Origin of the sequence: Nonomuraea guangzhouensis, from assembly GCF_019396345.1 — a bacterium.
Classification (GTDB): domain Bacteria; phylum Actinomycetota; class Actinomycetes; order Streptosporangiales; family Streptosporangiaceae; genus Nonomuraea; species Nonomuraea guangzhouensis.
Window position 1 is genome coordinate 1 of the sequence record NZ_JAHKRM010000071.1, and the last position, 22,545, is coordinate 22,545.

Here is a 22,545-nt window from a genome sequence, read left to right on the forward strand (position 1 = left end):
TCGGCCAGGCTGCTCATCGCGGCGATGAGCAGCCTGGCCGGTGGCGAGCCCCCCAGCCCGCCGGAGTGACGCATCAGGAGCAGGTAGTCGCCGGGCTCGGGGCGACAGCTCCAGGCGTCGATCCTGTTCAGCAACGCCGGCCGCGCGCACAGAGCCCGCGCCTCACCGAACGCCACCACCGCCTCCTCGGCCCGGCCCGCGTAGTGCGCCAGCACCCCTCGAGCGAATCGACCGTCCGCCACACCGGCCCCGGCGCCTGTCTCGTGCGCACCGGCCTCTGAAGCCGTTTCGGTGCCCGGCTTGCGCGCATCGAGCTTCGGAGGCGTTGGGAGGGCCGTACCGGGCCAGGGGGCCGGCTTGGGTGGGGGCTTCGGGGAGGCGGTCGTGAGGAAGGGCGTCTCGTGGGCGCCGAGCCGGGCCGCCAGGGCGTGGGCCTCGGCTGGGCGGCCGTCGAACAGGAGGGCCTCGACGGCGTCGGCGCCCGGCTCCCGGTCCAGTCTGGCCGCCTGCGCGAGCAGGCGTGCCGCCTGCCCCCAGTCGCCCGCCGCCGCCCTGCGGCGCCCTGCTGCGGCGATTTCCTGGACGAGCGGTGGGTCGGGGCGTTCGGTGGCTCGTAGCAGGTGCTCCAGCCGGGTGGTCTCGTCCTGGGCGAGTGTCGCCGCCGCGGCGTGCAGGCGCAGCCGCTTGGTGGGGCCCATGTGCTGGTACACCGCCCCCTTGAGCAGCGGGTACGAGAAGCGGATCAGGATCCCGGCACCCGTCGGCCGCTCCACGAGCAGCCCGGCCCCCAGCGCCTCCTCCAGCGCCGAGAGCGGCGCGCGGACGCCCGCCAGCTTGGCGGCCGCGCCGAGCGGAACCTCGCCGGCCAGCTTGGCGGGCCCACTGAACAGCCCCTCGCCGAACAGCCTGGCGGAAGCGCTCAGCGGCCCCTCGTCGAACAGCCTGGCGGGCGCGCCGAGCGGCCGGTCGTCGAAAGGCGTGGCGGTCGCGCCGAGCGGCGCCTCCAGCCGGGCGGCTGCCGAGCCGAGTGCCGGTTCGCCCACCGCCCGGCCGCCCCCAGCCCCGACCCCGTCCCCAGCCCCGACCCCGACCACGGCGATGTCGCAGGCCAGGACCGCCGCCGCCTCCACCAGAGACCGGGCGGAGTCGCTGCACCAGGCCAGCCGGGCCAGGGCGTCGCGCGCGTGCTGCCCCGGCACCGGCAGCGGGATCTGCGGATCGGCCAGCTCGTCGAGGTCGGTCTCCTCCAGGACCTGCAGGATGTGCCGCGGGTTGCCGCCGGTGTGCTCGCACAGCCGTCCGGCCGCCTGCTCGGTCAGGGGCAGGTGGGTCAGGGCGCGCACCTGCCGGGCGCCGATGCCGGTCAGCGCCAGGCGTACCGACATCTCGCGGGTGAGCAGCGGCTGGAGCGAGGCGGGCTGGTACGGGTCCGGGCTGGTCAGCACGGTCAGGACGCGGGCGGGCCGCAGCCGTCGCCAGGCGAACGCGAGCGCGGTGAGGGAGACGGAGTCGGCCCAGTGCGCGTCGTCGATGGCGATCACCACCGGCCGCGCCGCCTGGAGTTCGTCGAGCCGGTCGCGGAGCCGTGCCCCCGCTTCGAACGGGTCTGCGGGCTGCAGCCCGGCGATCCTGGTGAGCACGCCGTAGGGCAGCACCGACTCGCTCTCCACGGCGTCAGTGGCGAGTACGTGCGCCTGGCCGTCGAGGGTGGCCAGGAACCGGCGCAGCAGGGTGCTCTTGCCGATGCCGGCGGGGCCGTGGATCAGGACCAGCCCGGGCTCACCCCGGCGGGCCAGCTCGAAGCGGTCCGCCAGCGACTCCAGCTCTCGTTCTCGCATGCGCACACAGTGCTCTGGTGTCCTCTCACTCACCTTGTCGCCCGCTGCAAGCGAAGGTTAAGCGGAGCGAGATATACCAGCATCGGGAGATTTAGCGAGACATGCGAGGGGGCTTGCATGGCTGGGGAGACGTTCACGATCGTGCTGCGCGGCGGGGCGATCCGTCCCGACGCGCGGCTGGGGGTGTTCAGCAGTCTCGACGGGTGGCGGGTCCGCGTGCCCTGCCGCTACGTGGAGGGCGCGGACGAGTGGCGGGTGGAGCTCGACAGGCCGCCGGCGGGGACGGCCGTGGAGTTCAAGTTCCACTGTGACGGGGCCTGGGAGGCGTTGAACGGCAACCGCCTCGCCTCACCCGCGGACATCGCGGCGGGCGAGCGGATCGAGACGATGACCGGCAACCAGTCGGACCTGTTCCCGACCCGGGACGACATCATCGTCACCAACCCGCTGCCCGCCCGCCGGCACTTCGCCCCCAAGCTGGACGAGGGCGCGGTGTACGACTACGTCATCATCGGCAGCGGCATGGGCGGCGGCGTCCTGGCCCACGAGCTGACGAGGATGGCCGCGGCCAAGGGCGGGCGGATGCCGCAGGTCCTCGTGCTGGAGGCCGGTGGCTACCTGTTCTCCACCCATGTCGGCAACATGCCCAGGATGCAGAGCACCGGCGCCGAGGCGAACAGGACCGTCTGGGGCCTGTGGTACCAGTACCGGTCGGAGCGCTACCGGACGAACTCCGCCCGGATGCAGGTCGCCGAGGCGTTCTGCCTGGGCGGGAAGTCGGTCTTCTGGGGGGCGCTGATCCCGCCGATGATCAGGCGGGAGTTCGAGTCGTGGCCGCGCGACGTCCACGACGAGCTGCGTACCCAGTGGTACGACGAGGCCACCGACCTGATGCACGCCACGCCCCCGGCGCTCAGCGACTACCGCAGGACGGTCAAGGAGCTGCTCCGCACCCAGCTGAAGCGGTTCCGCCAGCACGAGGTGCAGGTGGCGGCCGAGAGCTCGGTGGCGCACCGGCTGGGCATCCCCTCGGGGATCTTCTCGACGGCGGCGCTGCTGATGGAGGACCGCCTGCGCGACGGATGGAACAGGTACCTGCACGTCAACCTCAACCACGAGGTCGTCGGGTTCGAATGGGACCGGTCAAGCGGCACGCCCAGGGTGGCGGCCGTACGGGCGCGCGACCTGATCGCCGGCAAGGACCGGGATTTCCGCTTGGCGGACGGCGGCCGCGTGATCATGGCGGCCGGCACGGTGGGCAGCGCCGTGCTCGCCCGGCGCGCGCAGATCGGCAACGAATGGGTCGGCAAGGGGATCACCGACCACCCGACCTATGTCTGGAAGTTCACGCTGCCGAGCGACGCGCCCGGATACGCCGCGCACGACTCGGTGAAGATCCTGCTGCGTGGCTCGGTCGGCTCGATGCCGATCAACGTGGTGGTGGAGATGGGCATCGGGCTCAACCAGTACCGGGTGGACGAGGACGCCGTCCCGGCGGCCGCGGACGTCTCCCGCATGGACTGCGAGATCGTCTTCTTCCCGTCGGTGCCGCTGCTCGACGGCAACACCGTCGAGCTGGACCCGGTCACCGGCCGGCCGGTGCTCACGATGAAGCCGGTCGAGATCCCCGGCTACCTCGCGGCGGTGCGGGAGATCGGCAGCCGGATCATCCAGATCATGGGCGGCGACCCGGCCGCCTCGGAACCGTTCGACGCCGACCTCGGCGCGGTCGGCCACGAGGTGGGCACGTTGCGGATGAGCGAGGACCCCGGCATGGGCGTGGTCGACCCCGACCTGAAGGTGTGGGGGCATGACAACCTCTACGTCTGCGACCTGTCGGTCTTCCCGACATCGCCGGCCGCGAACCCCTCGCTGACGCTCACGGCCCTGGCGATGCGGCTGGCGGACCACCTTTCTCTCTGACGGGCAGGTCTAGTCGACCTACTGGTTCGTCAGCACCAGTACGGACGCGGGAGGCAGATCCTGCAGCTCGATGTGGCGCGAGGCGCCGGGGCCGGGCAGCACGGTCACGGTGGACTTGAGCGGGTGCTTCGTCGCCCCGCCGACCTCGGCCGTGTTGGCCACCACGGTGAGCTCCTGCGTGCGGGCGTTGAGGGCGCCGTCGATCTCGACGAGGGCGCCGCGCGTCTCGGTCAGGCTCGGGTTGACCACGCAGACCACCTCGGTCCCGGCCAGCACCCGCGACCAGCACAGCACCTCGCCGGGCCGGGGGAGCGCGTAGCCGCCGTCCGCCCGGCCGAGCCTGCGCAGGTACTGCCGGCCGGCCCGCAGCGCCCGGTGGGCCGCCCGCGTGGCCAGCAGCATCCTGACCCGCTGGTAGATCTCGTTGTCCTGGTCGAAGACGTGGTGGTTCGCGGTGCCGAAGGGACCGAAGCCGGGCAGCTCGGTGTCGAACAGGTGCGCCGCGGCCGGCGACTCGTCGTCGGCGGGCCGGCCGGCGGCTCCCGCCTTGCGCGGATGCTCCGGCCCGAACATGGCCTCCCGCAGATACCGGTCACCCGACAGGTCGCGGACCCCCCAGCCCTCGTCCTTGCCCCTGAGCCACCGGCGCTCGCCCTCCTCGGGGCCGGTGAGCCCCTGTTCGGTGCCGTAGTAGAGGCACGGGATGCCGAGCGAGTACAGCAGCAGCGCGACCCCGACCGTCACCTGACGGGGATCGGGCTCGCTCCGGCCCGGCGGCGTCAGCGCGCCGAACCGGAGCTGGGGATCGATCCAGAGGTCGTCGTGATCGTCCAGCGACGAGACGTAGGCGGATCCGAGAGAACGATGAGTCACCCCATGCGTGGCGAACCTGTTGAAGAACTCCTCGACGGCGTCGGGGAACGGGAAACCCTCCTGCCCGAGCGCCACCTCGCGCATGAGGCGCCGCGTCTCGCCGGTCTCCAGGACGGCGCTCAGATTGCGCCCGATCAGGCTCAGGTACCGCTCCTCGATCGTGTCGCCGCCGCCGACCTCGCCCACGATGAGGAAGTTCGCCTTCCCCAGCCCGTCGGCGAACTCCTTGAGCGCCCCGCAGAACAGCGTGGCGTCGTGCGGCGGCACGTGCTTGAGCGTGTCGATGCGCACGCCGTCGATGTCGGTGAGCGCCACCCAGTAGCTCCAGATGCGGATGATCGTCTGCAGCTCCCTGGACTGGTCGAGGTCCCGGCTGAACCAGTCGGCCCGCCGGTAGGGCGCGTCCGGCTCCTCGTCGCCGCCCGCGCCCCAGCCGCCTCCGTCGCCGCCCGCCCTGGTGTACGCGTCCGGGTCGTGCAACTCGCTCGGCCACACGCCGTGGTCGGGCTCGGTCGGCGCGGTGCCCTGCGGCAGGCGCTGCCCCGTGCCGTCCCGCCACGCGCCGAACGGCAGCCGCCCGCCCGGGCCCGCGTACGGCGGGCGGACCACGTACTCCGGATGGCCGGGGGTGCCGAGGTCGTAGTCCCAGTTCTCGCCGGTGTGGTTGATGAGGATGTCCAGGATGATGCGGATACCGCGCTCGTGGGCCTCCCGCACCAGCTCCACCAGGTCCTCGCGGGTGCCGAATCTGCGGTCGATGTCCAGGAAGTGCTGGATGGAGTAGCCATGGGGGTCGTCCGGCGCGGGGACGCCGTCCACGGACGTGACGGGCCGCTGCTTCCACACCGGAGCGATCCACAGCGCGCTCACGCCGAGGTCGCGCAGGTAGTCGAGCTTGGAGATGACCCCCCGCAGGGTGCCGCCCTGGAAGCGGTCCCGGCCGGAGGCCGCCCACCGGTTCCACATCCACCCGGCCGGGCGGGAGTTCGCCGGACGGGCCCGGTCGACGGGGTCGCGCTCGCGCTCGCGGCCGTCGCTGAACCTGTCGGGCAGCAGGAAGTAGATGACCTCGTCCCGCCAGTCGGACGGCGAGGGGTGATAGCTCTCGCGCTGGGGCCAGACGGCCTCCCAGATGCTCCCGGGTGGGGCTTGGCCGATGATCTCGTCGATATTCGCCATGACGCCAGGCTCCTTGACCGGTATTCGTCCCTGTCTGCCCAATCTGAACCGCGTTACAGTCGCAGGCAAGAGGAGAGGAGACGCGTGGACATCCGGATCCTGGGCACGTTCGACGTCCTGATCGATGGCGACCCCGTCGCGCTCGGCGGACCGCAGCGGATGGCCATCCTGGTAGTTCTGCTCCTGCATCAGGGCGAGGTTCTCAACTCCGACCAGCTCATCGAGCACGTCTGGGGCGGGTCACCGCCCAAGAGCGCACTGAGCGCGCTGCACGCCCACGTGTCCCGGCTGCGCAAGGCGCTCAACGGCGCCGACATCCTGCAGTCGCACGGCTCGGGCTACCGCGTCGCCGTCGAGCCGGACATGGTGGACGCCTTCCGCTTCGAGCGGCTGGTCGAGCAGGGCGGCCGGGCGCTGGCCCAGCGGGACTGGGCGGCGGCCGTGGCGCTGTACAGCCAGGGGCTCGGCCTGTGGCGCGGTCCGGCGCTGACCGAGTTCGCCACCGAACCGTGGGCGCAGTGCGACGCCATCAGGCTGGAGGAGCTGCGCTTCAGCGCCGAGGAGGGCCGGACCGACGCGGAGCTGGCCCTGGGACGGCACGCCGAGGCGCTGCCGCGCCTGGAGCAGCGCGTCAGCGAGCATCCGCTGCGCGAGCGGTCCGTCGCCCAGCTCATGCGCTCGCTCTACCGGTGCGGGCGGCAGGGCGACGCGCTGAACGTGTACGAGCGGGTCCGCCGGATACTCGCCGAGGAGCTGGGCGTGGACCCCGCCCCCGCGTTGCAGGCCACCCACCAGGCCATCCTGCGGCACGATCCGGGGCTCGACGGCAGCCCGGCCCCACCGGCGCGCCAGGACGCGCCGCCGCGGCGCATCGTCAACCTGCCCTCACGCAACCAGGTGTTCTCCGGCCGCGAGACGATCCTGGAGGAGATCGAGGCCGCGCTGACCGAGCCGACGACGCGCCCGCCGCCCCGGGTGGTGGCGCTGCACGGGCTCGGCGGCACCGGCAAGACGCAGGCCGCCGTGGAGTACGCGCACCGGCACGCCGCCGACTACGACGTGGTCTGGGAGGCCTCGGCCGTCGAACCCGTCGCCTTCTGGAGCGTACTGGCGGAGCTGGCGCTGCGCTTGGGCGTACGCCAGCAGGCCGACCGCGGCGAGATCCTCGCCGCGCTGGGCGAGCGCCTGGCCGGAATGGAGCGCTGGCTGCTGATCCTCGACGACGTCGAGGACGGCACGCTGATCGAGGCGTTCCTGTCGTCGCTGCGGGCCGGGCACGTCATCGTGACCTCACGCAACCCCGCCTGGGGCCAGCTGGCCGTGGGCATACGCGTGGGCCCCTTCTCCCGGTCGGAGTCCGTCGACTTCCTGTCCAAGCGCGTGGCCAGGACCAGCGGCGCCTGGGCGCTCGCCGACCAGCTCGGAGACCTGCCCTTCGCGCTGGAGCAGGCCGCCGCCTACAGCGAGCAGACCGGCATGAAGCTCGACGAGTACGGCGACCTGTTCCGGCGCCGCGCGGACCAGTTGCTCACCCGGGACAAGGCGTTCGCCACGGTCTGGCAGCTCGCCTTCGAGCGGGTCGCGCAGGCCTCGCCCGTCGCCATCGAGCTGCTGCACCTCTGCGCGACGCTGGGCCCCGGCGGCGTCTCGCTCGACCTGCTGCACTCCATGCCCGGCGTGCTGCCGCCCGCGCTCAGGGACGCGGTCGAGGACGAGCTGGCCCTGCAGGACGCCATCGCCCACCTGCTGCGTCACTCGCTCGTCGAACGGGACCGGGGGCGGCTGCGCATGCACCCGCTCGTCAAGGCCGCGGTCTGGGCCAGGCTGCCCGGCGAGGAGCGGCGTACCTGGGTGACCTGCGCCGTCGGCATCCTGAGCTCGGTCGTGCCCGCCGACGCCGAGAACCCCACCACCTGGCGTACCTGGGACAGCGTCATCCCCGACGTCATCCACCTCGGCCAGGAGGCCGGCAGCGCGGGCCTCGTCGTGCCGGGCCTGGCCCGCATGCTCTGCGGCTCCGGCCACTACCTCACGATCCGGGCGGCGTTCGAGCGGGCGCAGGAGCTGTTCGAGCTGGCGCTGCGGCTGGTCAGGCGGCAGCCGGGCGCCGACGGCGACCTGGCGGCCGTCCTGTCCGACCACGGCAACCTGCTGGAGCTCACCGGGGACATCAACGGCGCCCGCGCCGCCCAGGAGCAGGCGCTGGTGCTGGCCGAACGGGCCATGGGCGGTGACCACCCCGCCGTGGCGCGGGTCCTGCAACGGCTCGGCGCCGTGCTCGTCTGCCAGCGCCGCCTGCCCGAGGCCAGGCGTACCCTCGAACGGGCGCTGGCCATCCTGACGGCCTGGCACGAGCCGGACCGCAGGGAGATCGCCCGCGTCAGCCGGGACCTGGGCTTCGCCGCGTGGACGGCGGGCGACCTGCGCGCCGCCCAGGAATGGCTGACCAGGGCGCTGGCCACGGCGCGTACGATCCTCGGCCCCGACCACCCCGACGTCGCGCACACCCTGTCCGGGCTGGGCCTCGTCGTCCAGGACACGGGCCGCCCGCAGCGGGCCGTCAAGCTGCAGGAGCAGGCGGCGTCGATGCTGGCCGCCGTGTACGGGGACGAGCATCCCGACGTCGCCCACACCCTCGACAAGCTCGGGTACGCGCTGCGTCTCACGGGCCGTTTCGAGGAGGCCAGGATCAGCCACGAGCGGGCGCTGTCGATCCTGGAGTTCTGCTACGGCCCCGGCCACGGTGAGGTCGGCATGCCGCTGACCAACCTCGGCCTGGTCGACCTGGACACCGGCGAGCCGAAGCTGGCCAGGGACCACCAGGAGCGGGCGATCCAGGTGTTCAGGAACGCCTACGGCGACGACCACGCCCACGTCCACCTGGGCGTGCGCCGGCTGGGCCAGGCCCTGCTGGCCGACGGCCGGGCCGCCGAGGCGCGGGACCTGCTGCGCAGCGCGCTCGCGGGCACCGAGCGGGTGCTGGGCAACGGTCACCCGGACGTGGCGTACACGCTGCTCGACCTCGCGGAGGCGTACGAGCGGCTGGAGGAGCAGGAGTCCGCCGACGACTGCCGCTCCAGGGCCGAGCGGATTCTGGCACGTGGCAGGAGCCCCATTCAGGGTTAGCCCTCAGCCGCCCCCCGAGGCCGGATCCGCCCGGGAACGTGACCCTGGGGACATGCCGGATTTCACGGACGTCCCGGGGGAAGCATGACCACGATCACCGAACGCCGCGAGTCCACCGTCCACTTCGAGGCGGTGGTGCGGCCACCGGGCCGGGCCTCCATGTTCGCCGAGTCGTCGGCCGTACAGGCGGCGCGTCTCGACGACCTCAGACCGTCGCCGGAGCGGGCCGCGCAGGCCGCGCTCGCCCTGCAGCGCAGGGGATTCACCGTGCGGCACATCGGGACGTTCTCCATCAGCGCGGAGGGTCCGCGCCGGCTCTGGGAGGAGACGTTCAACACCCGCGTGGAAGTCAGACCGCACAGCCTGCGCGGCGCGCCGGTCGCCACCGTGGAGGACGAGGTCTCCTATCTGTCGCACGTGTCCGGGGTCCCGTTCACGCTGCCCGCCGACCTGGAGCCGCTGATCGAGCGGGCCTACCCGCAGGCGCCGCCGCAGTTCTACGGCTCGCCGCTGCCGCCCCGGGTGGCCTATCACCATCTGCGGGTGCCGGACGACGTCGGGCTCCTGCTGCGCGCCTGCCATGTGCACGAGCAGGGGGTGACCGGCCGGGGCGTGTTCGTCGCCATGGTCGACACGGGCTTCTACAAACATCCCTTCTACCCGCATCACGGCTACAACTACAACGCCACCCTCGCGCCGGACGCCGCCCGCGTGGACCACGACGAGTACGGCCACGGCACGGCCGAGGCGGCCAACATCTTCGCCTGCGCGCGCGACGTGGACTTCGTCGGCGTGAAGATGGGCGGCAACGCCACGCTCGCGTTCAAGACCGCCTCCGACCTGTCACCCGCGGTCCTGACCAACAGTTGGGGCTACGACCTCAACGGGCTCACCGGGCTGCCCAACCATCTGCGGCCGCTGGAGTTGGCCGTGCTGGAGGCCGTGCGGGTGCGCGGCATCACGGTCTGCTTCTCGGCGGGCAACGGCCACATCTCCTTCCCCGCGATGATGCCCGACGTCATCGCCGCGGGCGGCGTGTACGTGGCGGACACGCAGGTCAACGGGGAGTTCAAGATGGAGGCGTCCGACTACGCGAGCAGCTTCGACAGCCTCATCTATCCCGGGCGGCACGTGCCCGACGTCTGCGGGCTGGTGGGACGGCAGCCCAGGGCGCTCTACATCATGCTGCCGACCGAGCCCGGCGACGTCATCGACTCCTCGCTGGCCGGGTCCGGTTACCCGGTCAAGGACGGCACCGCGCCCGACGACGGCTGGAGCGTGATCAGCGGCACCAGCGCGGCGGCGCCGCAGATCGCCGGGGTGTGCGCGCTGTTGAAGCAGGTCCAGCCGGGGCTGTCGCCCGACCTGGTGAAGGCGCTGCTCAGGGCGTCGGCGCGGGACGTCGTCGACGGCAAGAGCGGGACCGGCGAGCTCGCGGGGGAGGGCTTCGACGGGGCGACGGGCGCGGGGCTCGTCGACGCCGCGGCGGCGTACCTGCTGGCGCGCTCGGTCACACCGCGCAACCTGCACACCGTCCCACCACCCGTCTGACGGGCCACCATGACTGCCGGTAGGCCGGCCCGCCCGAAGGGCAGGTCAGACCGGCGGGGGTCGCGGCGGCGTCGCGGGGGCGGCCGCTGCGGCCCTGCTGGGCCTTCTCAGGGGGCGTCCAGCGGTTTACGTTCCGGTTCAGTAGCTCTCGGGCCTCGTCCCTACTGGGGGAATCCGCATGCGCATGTTCCGCAGAACGGTCCTCATCCTCATCACGGCGCTCTCCCTGCCGCTGGCCATGGCCGTCCCGGCGCAGGCCGGCGGGCTCGACGACCTCTTCGCCAAGCTGCTGGTGAAGCAGGTCAAAGGCGCGAACGTCAAGAAGCACCTGGACGCGTTGCAGGCGATAGCCGACGCCAACGGCGGCACGCGGGCGACGGGCACGCCCGGCTACAACGCCTCCCGCGACTACGTCGCCGGCAAGCTGCGCAAGGCCGGCTACAAGGTCACGCTCCAGCCGATCAACTTCGTGGAGAGCTGGACCGAGAACAGCCCGCCCGTACTCAACGCCTACGTTCCGAACGAGGACTTCTTCACCTTCCAGCCCTCCCCGGCGGGCGAGGTGACCGCGCCGGTACAGGGCGTGGACCTCACCCTGCCGCCGACGCCCACGCCGACCTCCAACAGCGGCTGCGAGGCGGCGGACTTCGCCGGCTTTACGCGGGGCAACATCGCGCTCATCCAGCGCGGCACCTGCGCCTTCGCCCAGAAGATCCGCAACGCGGGAGCGGCGGGCGCCTCCGGCATCATCGTCTTCAACGAGGGCCAGCCAGGCAGGACCGACGCGTTCCCGCTGGACATCGGCGAGTGGCGGGCCGGCGTCCCGATGGTCTTCGCCGACTTCGCCGTCGGCAACGCGCTGGCCGCCACGCCGGGCGCGAGCGTCCACCTCAAGGTCGACGCCACCCTCGTCCTGGGCACCAACGACAACGTGATCGCCGAGAGCCGCGGCGGTGACCCGCGCAACGTCGTCATGACCGGAGCGCACCTCGACTCGGTCCACGCCGGGCCCGGCATCAACGACAACGGCTCCGGCACGGCCTCCATCCTGGAGGTCGCCGAGGAGATGGCGCTCTATCCGGTCAAGAACAAGGTGCGGTTCGCGTTCTGGGCCGGCGAGGAGATCGGTCTGCTCGGCTCCGACCAGTACGTCGAGAAGCTGACCCCGGCACAGCGGGACCGCATCAGGCTGTACCTGAACTTCGACATGGTCGCCTCGCCCAACTACGCCTACAAGCTCTACGACGGCGACAACTCCGACGCCGTCGGCTCGCCCGCCGGCCCGCCCGGATCGGCGCAGATCGAGAAGCAGCTCGAAGCCTTCTACGACAGCCGCGGCCTGGGCCACAACGGCACCGACTTCGACGGCCGCTCCGACTACGGGCCGTTCATCGCGGTCGGCATCCCGTCCGGCGGCATCTTCACCGGTGCCGAGGGGATCAAGACCGCCGCGGAGGCGGCCCTGTTCGGCGGCACGGCGGGCGTGGCGTACGACGTCTGCTACCACCAGGCGTGCGACACGACCGCCAACATCAACGCGACCGCGCTGGACGTGGACGCCGACGCGATCGCCGACTCCATGGCCAGGTACGCGTTCAACACCCGGTCCATCCCCGCCCGGGCGGTGGTCGCGTCCAGTGCGCGCGCCGCGGTGACCGGCTCCGTCAGCTGATCTGCCGGGACCCCGCGCCTGCCTTCCGCACCAGCCGGGAAGAGGCGCGGGGTCGCGCCGGTTGCATCCGTACGTGGACGAGATCGACGTCGTGGTGATCGGGGCCGGGCAGGCCGGGCTGTCGAGCGCTTACTTCCTGCGCCGGTTCGGCTTCGAGCCGCTGGTGCTGGACGCGGACGACGGGCCGGGCGGCGCGTGGCGGCACCGGTCGCCGTCGCTGACCATGGACAAGGTGCACGGCCTCTTCGACCTGCCCGGCGTGCGGCGCTCCGATCCGGCGGTGAACGGTGGGTGGCGGCCCGCCGCCGTGGTGGTGCCCGCGTACTTCGCGGACTACGAGCGAGAGCTTGGGCTCGCCGTGCTGCGGCCGGTCAAGGTGACGGCGGTGGCGCGGGGCGAGGGCGGGCGGCTCGTCGTCACCTCCGGCGCGGGGGAGTGGGCGGCGCGGGCGGTCGTCAACGCCACCGGCACCTGGACCCGCCCGTACTGGCCGTACTATCCGGGCACGCGCTCCTTCCGCGGTCGTCAGCTGCACTACGCGACCTACCGGGGGCCGGAGGAGTTCGCGGGGCGGCGGGTGGTCGTCGTGGGTGGCGGGACCTCCGCCGCGCACGTGCTCTCCGAGATCGCCGGCGTGGCCGCGAGCACCCTGTGGGCCACGCGCCGGCCGCCCGTGTTCCGCCCGCTGGACGACTTCGGCGAGGACGCGCGACGCGACGCGGTCGCCCTGGTCGAGGAGCGGGTACGCGCCGGGCTGCCGCCGCAGAGCGTGGTCGCCGTGACGGGGCTCGGTTACACGCCGATCGTCCGGGAGGCGCTGGCCAAGGGGGCGCTGGAGCGGCTGCCGATGTTCAGCCGGATCACGGCCGACGGGGTGAGCTGGGACGACGGGCGGTACGAGGAGGCCGACACGATCGTCTGGGCCACCGGGTTCCGGTCGGCGCTGGACCACCTCGCCCCGCTGAGGCTGCGCGAGCCCGGGGGCGGGATCCGGGTGGACGGCACCGCGGTGCTCGCCGAACCGCTGCTGCAGCTGGTCGGATACGGCCCGTCGGCCAGCACGATCGGCGCCAACCGCGCGGGCCGCACCGCCGCCGGGAACATCCGCCGGCTCCTCGCCATGGCCCCCGCCGCCTGAACCTACTATAAGGCGTAGTAAAAATACCGATTGCGGCAAGGGGCTCGGTAACGCGGGCAATAGGTCTCGACACGGGGCGTTACCACGGGTTAGCGTCCATGTATAAGGATCTTTATCCGTCTTTGGAGGTCCCCCCGATGGATGTTCCCGGCTACACCGAAGTCCGGGAACTTGGACATGGCGCCACCGGCCGGGTCATGCTCGCCTTACGGGAGTCCGACGGAACGCCCGTGGCGATCAAGCACCTGTCCGCGCGATTACGCGATGACGAGCTGTTCGTCGAACGGTTCCGCGCGGAGGCCGGGCTGATCCGCGAGCTCGACAGCCCGCACACGGCCCGCCTGCTCGACTACATCGAAGGCCAGGAAGACGCCTGCATCGTGATGGAGCTGGTGGACGGCGTCACCCTGCGCCGCCTGCTGCGGCACGCGGGCGCCACCGGTCCCGAGGCGGCGCTGACCGTACTGAAGGGCGCCCTGCTCGGGCTGGCCGAGGCGCACCGGCGCGGCGTCGTACACCGTGACTTCAAGCCCGAGAACGTGATCGTCTCGCCGGACGGACAGAGCAAGCTCGTCGACTTCGGCGTCGCCGCGCACTCCGGCGAGAACCCCCCGCTCGCTGGGACCCCCTCCTACATGGCGCCCGAGCAGTGGGCGGACGCCCCGGCCGGGCCGGCGTCGGACGTGTACGCGGCGGCCGTGGTGTTCTTCGAGTGCCTCACCGGGCACCGGCCCTTCACCGGCGAGAACTACGCCGCCCTCGCCTACCGGCACCAGCACGCCGAACCTCCGCTGGAGGAGGTCGAGGAGCCGATGCGGGCGCTGGTCGGGCACGGCCTGGCCAAGGACCCCGCCGACCGGCCGGAGTCGGCCGAGGTGTTCCTGGAGGAGCTGGAGAAGGTCGCCGACCTCGCCTACGGCACCGGCTGGGAGGTACGCGGCCGGGCCGGACTCGGCCTGCTGACCGTGCCGCTCACCGCGCTTCTTCCCCTGTCGAAGCCGCTGCCGGCGCAGGGGAACGGCACGAGCCTGTTCCAGAGCGCGCTCGCGCCGATGACCAAGTTCGCGGTGACGAGCGGCCTGGTGGTCGCGACCGCCGCCGCGGTGGTGTCGGCGTTCGTGATCTGGAACGATGCACCGCCGGACGACAGCGTCGCCGCGCTCCCGCCCGTCAGCACGTCCGCTCCCGTCATCCCCAGCCGATCGGGTACGGCGGAGCCGTCCATCGTCACCGCGGGCCCGAGCACCACTGACGCGGTGGATCCGGCGGCCACCAGGGAGCACGCCGACCCCACCGGATCGCGGGAGCCGGCCCGCTCGCACGAGCCCGTCCGCTCGCACGAGGCCACCCGCGGGCCGGAGCCGACCCCGACCCCGGCCACCCACCCCGCCACCTCTCAGCCGACCGTCAAGCCGACCGTCAAACCGACCAGTCGGCCGACGACCAAGCAGGCGGCCGGCGAGCCCAAGCCGTCTGAACGCCCGGCCACCACCCGCCCCGCGACCACCCAGGCCCCCGCCCCGACCGCCGCCGCGCAGCCGCTGGTCTCGGTTTCGGTCAAGGTGTCGGTCGGCGTGCCGCTGCTCGAGGGCAAGGACGGCCTGCTGGACGCGGACGTCGGTCTCGGACTTGGGAGCGGTCTGCTCGGCTTCGTGCTGGTCCCGGGCTCGGCCCTGCTCGGCCGTCAGTGGGTGGCCCGCAGAGCCAGGCGCCGGGTGGGCGATGCCGGACATACCGAAATTTGCTAATTTGCCGTCCGATACATGTGATCCCCTACTATCTAGCCTCGGACAGGGGCGAACTTCGGAGCCCCGCAGCTCGGGCGAAGGAGAAGTGTGGCGGTTGCATCCCCCGCTGACCGGCGGCGCCGTCCCATCCGAACTCTCACCCAAGCGCTCTCCGCGCTGCTCACGGCGGTGCTCCTGGCGGCAGGACCGGCCACCCCCGCGCACGCGGCCCCCAAGCCGACGATCAAGCAGCTCAAGAAGGAGCTGGCCGCGCTGCGGAAGCAGTCGGACAAACTGATCACCGAGTACTACAACGGCCGCATCGCCCACCAGAAGGCCGAGAAGGCGGAGCGGGCCGCCAAGGAGAAGCTGGCCGCGGCCCAGGAGATCTACGCCCGCGAGTCGGTTGAACTCCGGCGTATCGCCATCGCCCAATACACCAACGGCGGCCCACAGAGCGCCGCCACCATGCTCTCGGGGGCCGGCGACCCGTCGGCGCTCATGGGCAACCTGGCGCTCTCCAACCACCTCATCGACCGGCAGAACGCCCGGCTGAGCGGCTTCGCCCAGGTCAGGGACGCCCGCAAGCAGGCCGAGCAGGAGGCGGCCGCCCGCGCCGAGGAACTCGGCACCCAGGTCGCGGACCTCGGCAAGCGCAAGGACAAAGCCGAGGACCTGATCAGGAAGATCAAGGACAAGATCGACAAGCTGTACAAGGCGCCGGGGGTACGGCGTTCGGACGGCACCTGGGTCCCGCAGCTACCCGGGGGCTCCGACAACATCACGCCCCGGATGCGCCTGGTCAAGACCCTCGTGAAGGAGCGGTTCGACGTACCGAACGGCATCGGCTGCTACCGGGCGATCCAGGACGGCGGCGAGCACCCGCTCGGGCGGGCGTGCGACTTCATGCTGAGCCGCGGCGGCTCGATGCCGACGGCCGCCGAGGTGGCCCGCGGCAACGAGATCGCCGCCTGGGCGATCAAGAACTCCAAGCGGCTGGGCATCATGTACATCATCTACCGGCAGCGAATCTGGCACGCCAGGACCGGCGCCTGGCGCACGATGTCGGACCGCGGCGGCACCACAGCCAACCACTACGACCACCCGCACATCTCGGTGTACTGAGGCGGTGGAGGATGCTCCAAAGGGCCTCCGCTTCGCTCCGGGCTGTTCTTCCTCGGGGGCGCCTTCGGCGCACAACGGGCTTCGCTTTCTGGGCGCTTCGCGCATTGAGGGCTCAGACGTCGCTTCCAGTCGGGCCAAAGCCCCGACCCCTGTAGGGCCTCGCTTCGCTCGGACGTCCTCCCCGCGCAGGCTTCGCCTGCGAGGACCCGAAGCTCGTGCGGGTACCAGTGGCCGAGATCCGCTTTCTTGGCCAGCAGGCTCAACGCCTGTTCACGCCGTTGGCAGAAGCGGGAGCCGTAGGCAAGGAACCCGGCAGACAGCACAGCGGCCGGGCCGGGAAGGTCGCCGCGGGGGATGCCACTGATGCTGCCTGCCGGGAGAGGAGACGCGACGAGGCAGGAACAATGGGCTCCCGCCCCTCCGGCCGGGACCCATGCCTGTCGCGTCGCGCCCGTCATCACCTGGCGATGTAGTCCGCCAGGACGTATGCCGCGCCCTCCGGGTCGCTGGTCGGGTGGCGCTTCTCGGCGCTCTGCCAGGAGTAGTAGGCGCCGCTGTACCCGACGAACACCCACACCGGTAGCCCCGGCTGCGGTCGGTGCACCATGAGCGCACTGTTATTGTCCCGTAGCTCGGCATTGACGCCGAGGTTGGTGAGCTGGTCACGCAGCCGGATGAGCAGGTCGCCCTCTTCGTCGTTGTGCGCGAAGCCGGCCGTTGCCGCTGCCATGATCGAATTCATCTCCCGCTCCTTTTGGCCCGGCCGCCGTCGAGGCAGTCGAGACATTCGCGCTCCCCACTGGAGGTTTCATCTCCGTTGCTGTCGCCGACGAGGAGCGCGCGACGGGAGTCGCGCAGCTTGATCCCGCGCACCCGGCAGGTGGGGCGGGGCGACGTCTCGCTGGTCTCGTCCGGCCGGATCACCGTTGCCATCTCCTCGTTCATCCGGCGTCCCCTGTGGTGGGAGGCCGCGTAACGTACCGTGGTTGCTTGATGACAAGTCCACCGGCGAACCTCAGACACCGGGACCGCTGAGCAACCCCCTGACGTCCCCCTCTTGGCCCCCTCAACGGGAGGTGACCCCAATGGCCGACAAGGTCCCTAACCTGCAACTGCAGAGATGGCGTGAGCAACACAAGCTCACCCGCGACCAGCTCGCCCAACTGATCAACCAGTCCAAGAGCGGCATAGCCGGGCGGCTCGCCTGCGACGAGGAGAGGATCCGGCGTTGGGAGAAGGGGGAGGTGGCCTGGCCACGAAATCCGTACCCGGCGGCCCTGGAAGAGGTCACCAGGCTGCGGATGGAGGCTCTGGGGTTCGGACGCTCGAAAGCGCCGACCGTCCTGCCAGTCGGCGCAGCGCCACTCACCCGAGACACGCCCCCAGAAATCGACGAGATCGCGGACATCGCCGATTGGCTCAATCAGGGCAGCCGCCACTCCGAGGCCATCGAGGAGATCGAACAGGCGGCAGCCTCCATGGCCGGCGCACACACCGAGATCCCTCCCAAGAACCTGATGCGCCACGTCAGACGCGTACACCGCCAAGTCCGTGACTTGCTCAACCAGAGCGATCTTCGGTTCCGCCAGGTGCGCGATCTGTTGCGGATCGACGCCGACCTGATCGCCCACGCCGCCGTACTGCTCGGCGACGTCAACCGCGACCAGGCAGCCGAGGCGTACGGCCGGATAGCCGTCCAACTCGCCGAGGAAGCCAGTTCCAACCCCGGACTTGCCTGGTACGCCCGCGCCAAGACCGCACGCTGGCAAGGCCACTACATCGAGGCCGCCGACCTCGCCCGACGCGGATACAACGCCACCCCCGCAGGGCCGATGAAACACCAGCTCGAGTGGTACGAGGCCAACTCCGCAGCACTGTTCGGAGACATCAGCCGAGCCCGCGACGCCGCCCACCGCGCCGACCTCTGCGCCGATTCGGTGACCACCATCCCGCCCCGCTCCGTCTGGTCCTTCCCCACACAACGACAGACGCTCTTCAGCCTGGCGGTAGCCGTACGAACCGGAGAGCCTGACACAGCACTGGGTGCGGCCGCCATGGCCGACCGAGCAGCAGCCGCGGGTGACCGGCCCTCACTTGCCACCTGGGCACAGATTAGAGTCGCCGCAGGCATCGCCCACCTACTCAAAGACGACCTGTCCGGCGTCATGCACGAGACCGTGCCAGTCCTGTCCATACCGCCTGAGCTACGCCTGACCACGGTCACCGGCTACCTCGACGACCTGTCGCACCGGCTTGCCCATCCACGCTTCGCCGACTGCGCCGACGCCGTACGGCTCAGGCAACAGATCCGCGACTTCAACGCCGCCGCCCTACCGGACGAACCCACGATGGAGAGCGCATGAGCCCGCTTCCCGTACAGATGGAAAACCGCTGGGCCGACCGAGCGGAACCACAACCGGGCGAAGGCACCTTCTACTGGCACATGCTGGTCGGCCGTTACGCGCAGGTCCGTGCCCTTGCCCAGGAAGCACGAGACCGGCTCGCCCCCTTCTCCGGCCTGCACGACACGCCTTCCAAATGGCTGCACATGACCACACTCGTCGCCGGCTCCACCGACGACATCTCTCTCGACCAGGGCCACGCGATGCTAACCGAGGTCTCACGTCTGCTTGCCGACGTGCCGCCCATCACCGTGACGCTGGGCCGCATCCTCTACCACCCACAAGCGATCATGCTCGGCGTCGAGTCTGCCTCTGAGCTGAAGCCCATCCACGACGCCGTCCAAACAGCCACCGAAACCCTCACCGGCCACCCAGAACGCACCGAAGGCCCCGCCACTTGGGCCCCACACATCACCATCGCCTACAGCATCGCCAAGCAGCCTGCCGCTCCACTGATCGAAGCTCTGGGACCCAGGCTCCCAGCCCATGAACTCACCCTCGACTCCGTCAGCCTCGTCATCCAGCACGGCCCCGAACGCCTCTGGAACTGGCAACACATCGGCTCCGCCCTCCTTCTCGGCGAAACCGACCCCCTCTAACCACCGCCGGAGTCACGCGATCAGTCGACACTACCTCTGCTGGCCGCGCTGCGGCTCTCCGGCCGGTCGCGGCCAGCACCGCCCACACGCCCAATACCGCAGCGCGATCTGCGCCAGCCGATACGCTTCTCCGAAGTCAGACCTTGGAACGCGTTGCGCTTTCGAGGTCGCGCCGGTCTAGAACAGTTCCGTTCTCATGTTTCATTCGCATTAGATCCAACAGTCCCTGAGGCGTCTCAGTACGGTCATCTATGGCATCAAACGCAGAGATCCTAATATTCTCCAGTAGGCGATATATAAGGTTTGCAAGATATGAAGGACCAGTTCCTCCGTAGCCCCAGGTGGCGTTTATCCCCTCGCCGCCCGGTGCAAGATACAGCTTTCCGTCACGGGTGCGAATCCAGGCATCGCCGTCGAGGATGAGTGATTGAAGCGGAGATTCGCCGGGAAGCTGATGAGGCAGAGCTGCAAAGTATCTATTGTCACGATCAGGGCGATATGCGGGCAATCCTGTTGCTGGATCGTGAAATAGCGCATCGCCTCGACTGGCTCCCAAGCGAGCAAACTCTGCTCGCCATGAGCATGCCTCAAGAGAGGCGATCCATTCGGCAGCTACATTGCCACTTTGATAGATTTGCGTGACTGTTGAGAATGGCTGAAGCCTACCCTTAACCCACCCGTAAGCCTCTTTTGCGCACCGTGACGCAAGATCATCTTCTCGGGAGAAAATCTCCGCCCACGCGATCTCATTGTCGCGTCCTGTTGGTTCCGCTGGAGGGGCTGGCGCTGGGATAGGTCGTGCAGCAATCGTTACGCTACTCGACTGCTCCCAGTCTTCAATGTCGGACTCTGCCCACAAGAACCCTTGATGTCTACGGCGCCTGACTATATAGCGGAGGACGGTCCCGACTGGGTGATCGTGAGGGTATTCATTAGCAAGCTCTAATACTATCGATTCATCGATTTCGTCCTTGGGATGCTCTAGGACAGCTGACTCGTCAGGATCCCACCGTCTCATTACCGATGGAATGCGCAGAGAGATTGGCCAATATGGGATTGGTCTGCCGAGAGTGCGTCGCAGATCATCCGCGTCCACGTAGTTGCTGTTCTCGGGGCGTGAAGGCTCAAACTCGATTAAATCGTTGAGGCTAACCAAGACGATCGAGAAAGCATGTGGGAGAAGTTTGGAGAGCGTTTCCCTGTGGAAATGGCTCTCCTGGAATGGGTAGACTAGACAGACTCGACCGTAGTCGGTATCCCACGTTAGAACGGCAAAGTTTGAAAGAAACTGAATGCCTAGATATGGGCAAGGTTTGGCGGCCGTCCTCAGGTCTTCCAGCCGATACCTGGCCGCTGGCTTGTGCCCTCGACTCCTAGCCCACTGATCAATCTGCTGCCGCTCCCACCGATCATGTCCATCATCATCCCTAATTGGAATGGGGAAAAGCGACTCTCGCCGCAGCCTCCATATATCTCGCAGAGGCAGATCAAGCAGTGCTGCAATGTCAGCGACAGTCAGCAGATCGGACTGCATTTTAGGTCGACCTCCGTAGCATTCATCGCGTCGAGATAGATTACGAGTAGATGCACTATTGAACGATGCGGAGTTGGACGCAAACCGAGGAGATGGTCTTGTTGAGCTCCGCCAGCATGTCGTTGGCCTCTTCGCTTGCCTCTATTGCATTATGCAACCTAACGATGGCTTCCGCTAGTGCCTCGACATTCGTATCGGGCTGTTCGTGTGACTTCAGTGCATCTAGTGCTGTACCAGCGATGGCAACCCAATTGATGGGGCTATCATTAACGCCTTCTTTAGGTGCGATCCAGTCGAGAGTTGCATCGAGATCATCCAGCGTTGCAGCATCCAGAAGCGTCGAGCCGGATAGCTCAAGCATTTTTGGCTCAACGTAGTCACGAAGAACGCTTGCTGCCCCACGGATCCTATCTATTGTGCCGTAAGCTTGAGTAGATGATACCCATGTCCATGTCCAGGCATCTGAGCAATTTCGGCCAAGAGTGATTAGCTCGTCGAGGTCCGTCTTCGACATTGCCCTCTGATTCTTCAGTCCAGTTGATATATCACCAATCAGCTTGAGGGCCTCGCCCCTGCGTTTAAAGAATAGCTCAGGCAGGGATTTTTCCCGTGGCAGATGTTGGGACTTCACCTGCAGATTATTTGAGTACTCATGCAAGCGTTCACCCAATTGATTAGCTACGCCCATTAGTGACTTGAGTTGCTGTGCTGCCGACATCTGCGAGGTGATCTGATTGAGAATAATTAGACCTACGGGGACCGCGAGAAGAAATCCCGCAAATGAAGAGAATAGATTTGTCCAAAATGGAGCATTTGCCCAGACTTGGGCAATGTCACCTATTGTGCCAAGCGCTATGATCGCCGCTCCGAGTCCAGCCATTCCTTTAGCGGCTGTCTGGATCGATTTTGGGCTGTCACGCCATGTTCTCTCAAGGAACTTCTTCAATGCTCGAAGTTGGCGACCGACCGAAGGCGCGTCCATAGGCACATGGTCTAAGAGAAGTGAGCGTATGTGAAGACCAAGAGCTCCAGTTGGCCTCTGCTGGCCGTTTATGCCAGAGGAGTAGGGCCGCTGGCCAGCGGCCGACTGATCAGAGTGCAGTAGACGTGTCAGCCGAGCGCCGCGGTTCCCTGGGGGCGTGGCTCGTGGGAGGCTTTTGTTCTACACGATCACGTTCACTTCCTATCCCAATGAACTCGGCCGGTGCAACGTAACAGAAGGTCCGTTACCGCGAGTCTGCCGCGTGGCTTCCGATGCTCGGGCCTTGATGGCCCTGTGCTTCGAGTCCACTTGCCACCGAGTTACGCGAGCTACGCACCGATCTTGCTAACACGGGTGCTAACAACGTACCTGGGTAACCGTGGACTGCCGTGGGTTCCTGGTCGGCGCCGCGTGGCTGTGAGCAGGGCTAAAAGCCTTATGCGGACGCCCGTGGACGTCTTCGATCCGGCTTGTAAACAGAAGGTCATGGGTTCGACTCCTCTCGTCGGCTCTGTGCTTGAACAGGGAAAACGCCCGGTCTGAGATCAACTCGGACCGGGCGTTTTTGATCGAATGCGATGAGAGTGCGATCGATCTTGGATTTTCAGGCCTCAGCTGTCACAAGCTCGTCCGCGTCCCGCATTGGCGGATAACGGCGGAATCGGGTCCCGCTTTCCCTCGCGGAACGGCTTCAAAAGATCGTCGAGCATCGCCACCGGCGTGATGAGCGAACCAGGCGCACTCGGCGATGTCAACGGCCAAGTGCGTGTCGCCGCTGGTGGCCATGTAGAAGTCCCCAGTTCTTCGAAGTTGACTACTTCTTGATCAGGCGTGCTGGCGTCCTGGTGCGTGCCTGTTTCATCCGGAAGGACTCGC

Annotated in this window: 16 protein-coding genes; 10 read left to right on the top strand and 6 right to left on the bottom strand. The window is 68.9% G+C overall.

The features are described 5' to 3' along the window. Positions 1–1,838 (bottom strand): ATP-binding protein (locus KME78_RS62320; RefSeq protein WP_219539702.1); only part of this gene is annotated, 1,838 nt, incomplete at its 3' end. 117 nt (positions 1,839–1,955) lie between these two features. Between KME78_RS62320 and KME78_RS62325 the strand changes: the two genes are divergently transcribed. Then, positions 1,956–3,761, top strand: coding sequence for a GMC oxidoreductase (locus tag KME78_RS62325; RefSeq protein ID WP_219539703.1), 1,806 nt, complete (start codon positions 1,956–1,958; stop codon positions 3,759–3,761). Positions 3,762–3,779: 18 nt separating this feature from the next. On the opposite strand, the gene KME78_RS62330 is transcribed toward KME78_RS62325, so the two are convergent. Next, entirely contained in the window at positions 3,780–5,813 is a 2,034-nt protein-coding gene (locus KME78_RS62330; protein WP_219539704.1) for an alpha-amylase family glycosyl hydrolase, read from the bottom strand. An 84-nt stretch (positions 5,814–5,897) separates the two neighbouring features. On the opposite strand from KME78_RS62330, the gene fxsT reads away from it, so the two are divergent. The 6 genes from fxsT to KME78_RS62360 all read left to right on the top strand — a co-directional run bounded on the left by fxsT (position 5,898) and on the right by KME78_RS62360 (position 16,152). Next, complete coding sequence (gene fxsT, locus KME78_RS62335) at positions 5,898–8,939, top strand: FxSxx-COOH system tetratricopeptide repeat protein (protein WP_219539705.1); 3,042 nt, start codon at positions 5,898–5,900, stop codon at positions 8,937–8,939. 84 nt (positions 8,940–9,023) lie between these two features. Next, positions 9,024–10,490, top strand: a complete 1,467-nt coding sequence (locus tag KME78_RS62340) for a S8 family serine peptidase (protein WP_219539706.1) — start codon at positions 9,024–9,026, stop codon at positions 10,488–10,490. A gap of 184 nt (positions 10,491–10,674) precedes the next feature. Further along, positions 10,675–12,162 carry a M28 family metallopeptidase gene (locus KME78_RS62345; protein WP_246655088.1) on the top strand — a complete coding sequence of 496 codons (1,488 nt, stop codon included), beginning with the start codon at positions 10,675–10,677 and terminating at the stop codon, positions 12,160–12,162. Between the two features lie 73 nt (positions 12,163–12,235). Next, entirely contained in the window at positions 12,236–13,300 is a 1,065-nt protein-coding gene (locus KME78_RS62350) for an FAD-dependent oxidoreductase (protein WP_308127601.1), read from the top strand. Positions 13,301–13,437: 137 nt separating this feature from the next. Then, a complete protein-coding gene (locus KME78_RS62355; protein ID WP_219539709.1) occupies positions 13,438–15,048 on the top strand; it encodes a serine/threonine-protein kinase in 1,611 nt (536 codons plus the stop codon). A gap of 87 nt (positions 15,049–15,135) precedes the next feature. Further along, on the top strand, positions 15,136–16,152 hold the full coding sequence (locus tag KME78_RS62360; RefSeq protein WP_308127602.1) for a coiled-coil domain-containing protein: 1,017 nt from the start codon (positions 15,136–15,138) through the stop codon (positions 16,150–16,152). 457 nt (positions 16,153–16,609) lie between these two features. Here the strand turns inward: KME78_RS62360 and KME78_RS62365 are convergent, their stop codons facing one another. Together KME78_RS62365 and KME78_RS62370 are read right to left on the bottom strand one after the other, a co-directional pair. Continuing rightward, positions 16,610–16,894: a hypothetical protein gene (locus KME78_RS62365; RefSeq protein ID WP_219539710.1), complete on the bottom strand. Its 285-nt coding sequence runs from the start codon at positions 16,892–16,894 to the stop codon at positions 16,610–16,612. Beyond that, positions 16,891–17,097, bottom strand: a complete 207-nt coding sequence (locus KME78_RS62370; protein WP_219539711.1) for a hypothetical protein — start codon at positions 17,095–17,097, stop codon at positions 16,891–16,893. The genes KME78_RS62365 and KME78_RS62370 overlap by 4 nt, the downstream gene beginning before the upstream one ends. A gap of 140 nt (positions 17,098–17,237) precedes the next feature. Between KME78_RS62370 and KME78_RS62375 the strand changes: the two genes are divergently transcribed. The 3 genes from KME78_RS62375 (at position 17,238) to KME78_RS62385 (ending at position 19,795) form a co-directional block, all read left to right on the top strand. Next, positions 17,238–18,515, top strand: coding sequence for a helix-turn-helix domain-containing protein (locus KME78_RS62375; protein ID WP_219539712.1), 1,278 nt, complete (start codon positions 17,238–17,240; stop codon positions 18,513–18,515). Beyond that, positions 18,512–19,153: a 2'-5' RNA ligase family protein gene (locus KME78_RS62380; RefSeq protein WP_219539713.1), complete on the top strand. Its 642-nt coding sequence runs from the start codon at positions 18,512–18,514 to the stop codon at positions 19,151–19,153. Before KME78_RS62375 ends, KME78_RS62380 begins: the two co-directional genes overlap by 4 nt. 423 nt (positions 19,154–19,576) lie before the next feature. Continuing rightward, the gene (locus tag KME78_RS62385) at positions 19,577–19,795 is read left to right on the top strand and encodes a hypothetical protein (protein WP_219539714.1); all 219 of its coding nucleotides are present in this window, start codon (positions 19,577–19,579) and stop codon (positions 19,793–19,795) included. A gap of 947 nt (positions 19,796–20,742) precedes the next feature. Here KME78_RS62385 and KME78_RS62390 read toward each other — a convergent pair. Both KME78_RS62390 and KME78_RS62395 read right to left on the bottom strand, forming a co-directional pair. Then, positions 20,743–21,669: a hypothetical protein gene (locus KME78_RS62390; RefSeq protein ID WP_219539715.1), complete on the bottom strand. Its 927-nt coding sequence runs from the start codon at positions 21,667–21,669 to the stop codon at positions 20,743–20,745. A 611-nt stretch (positions 21,670–22,280) separates the two neighbouring features. Further along, on the bottom strand, positions 22,281–22,545 hold a 265-nt coding region (locus KME78_RS62395; protein ID WP_219539716.1), incomplete at its 5' end, for a hypothetical protein.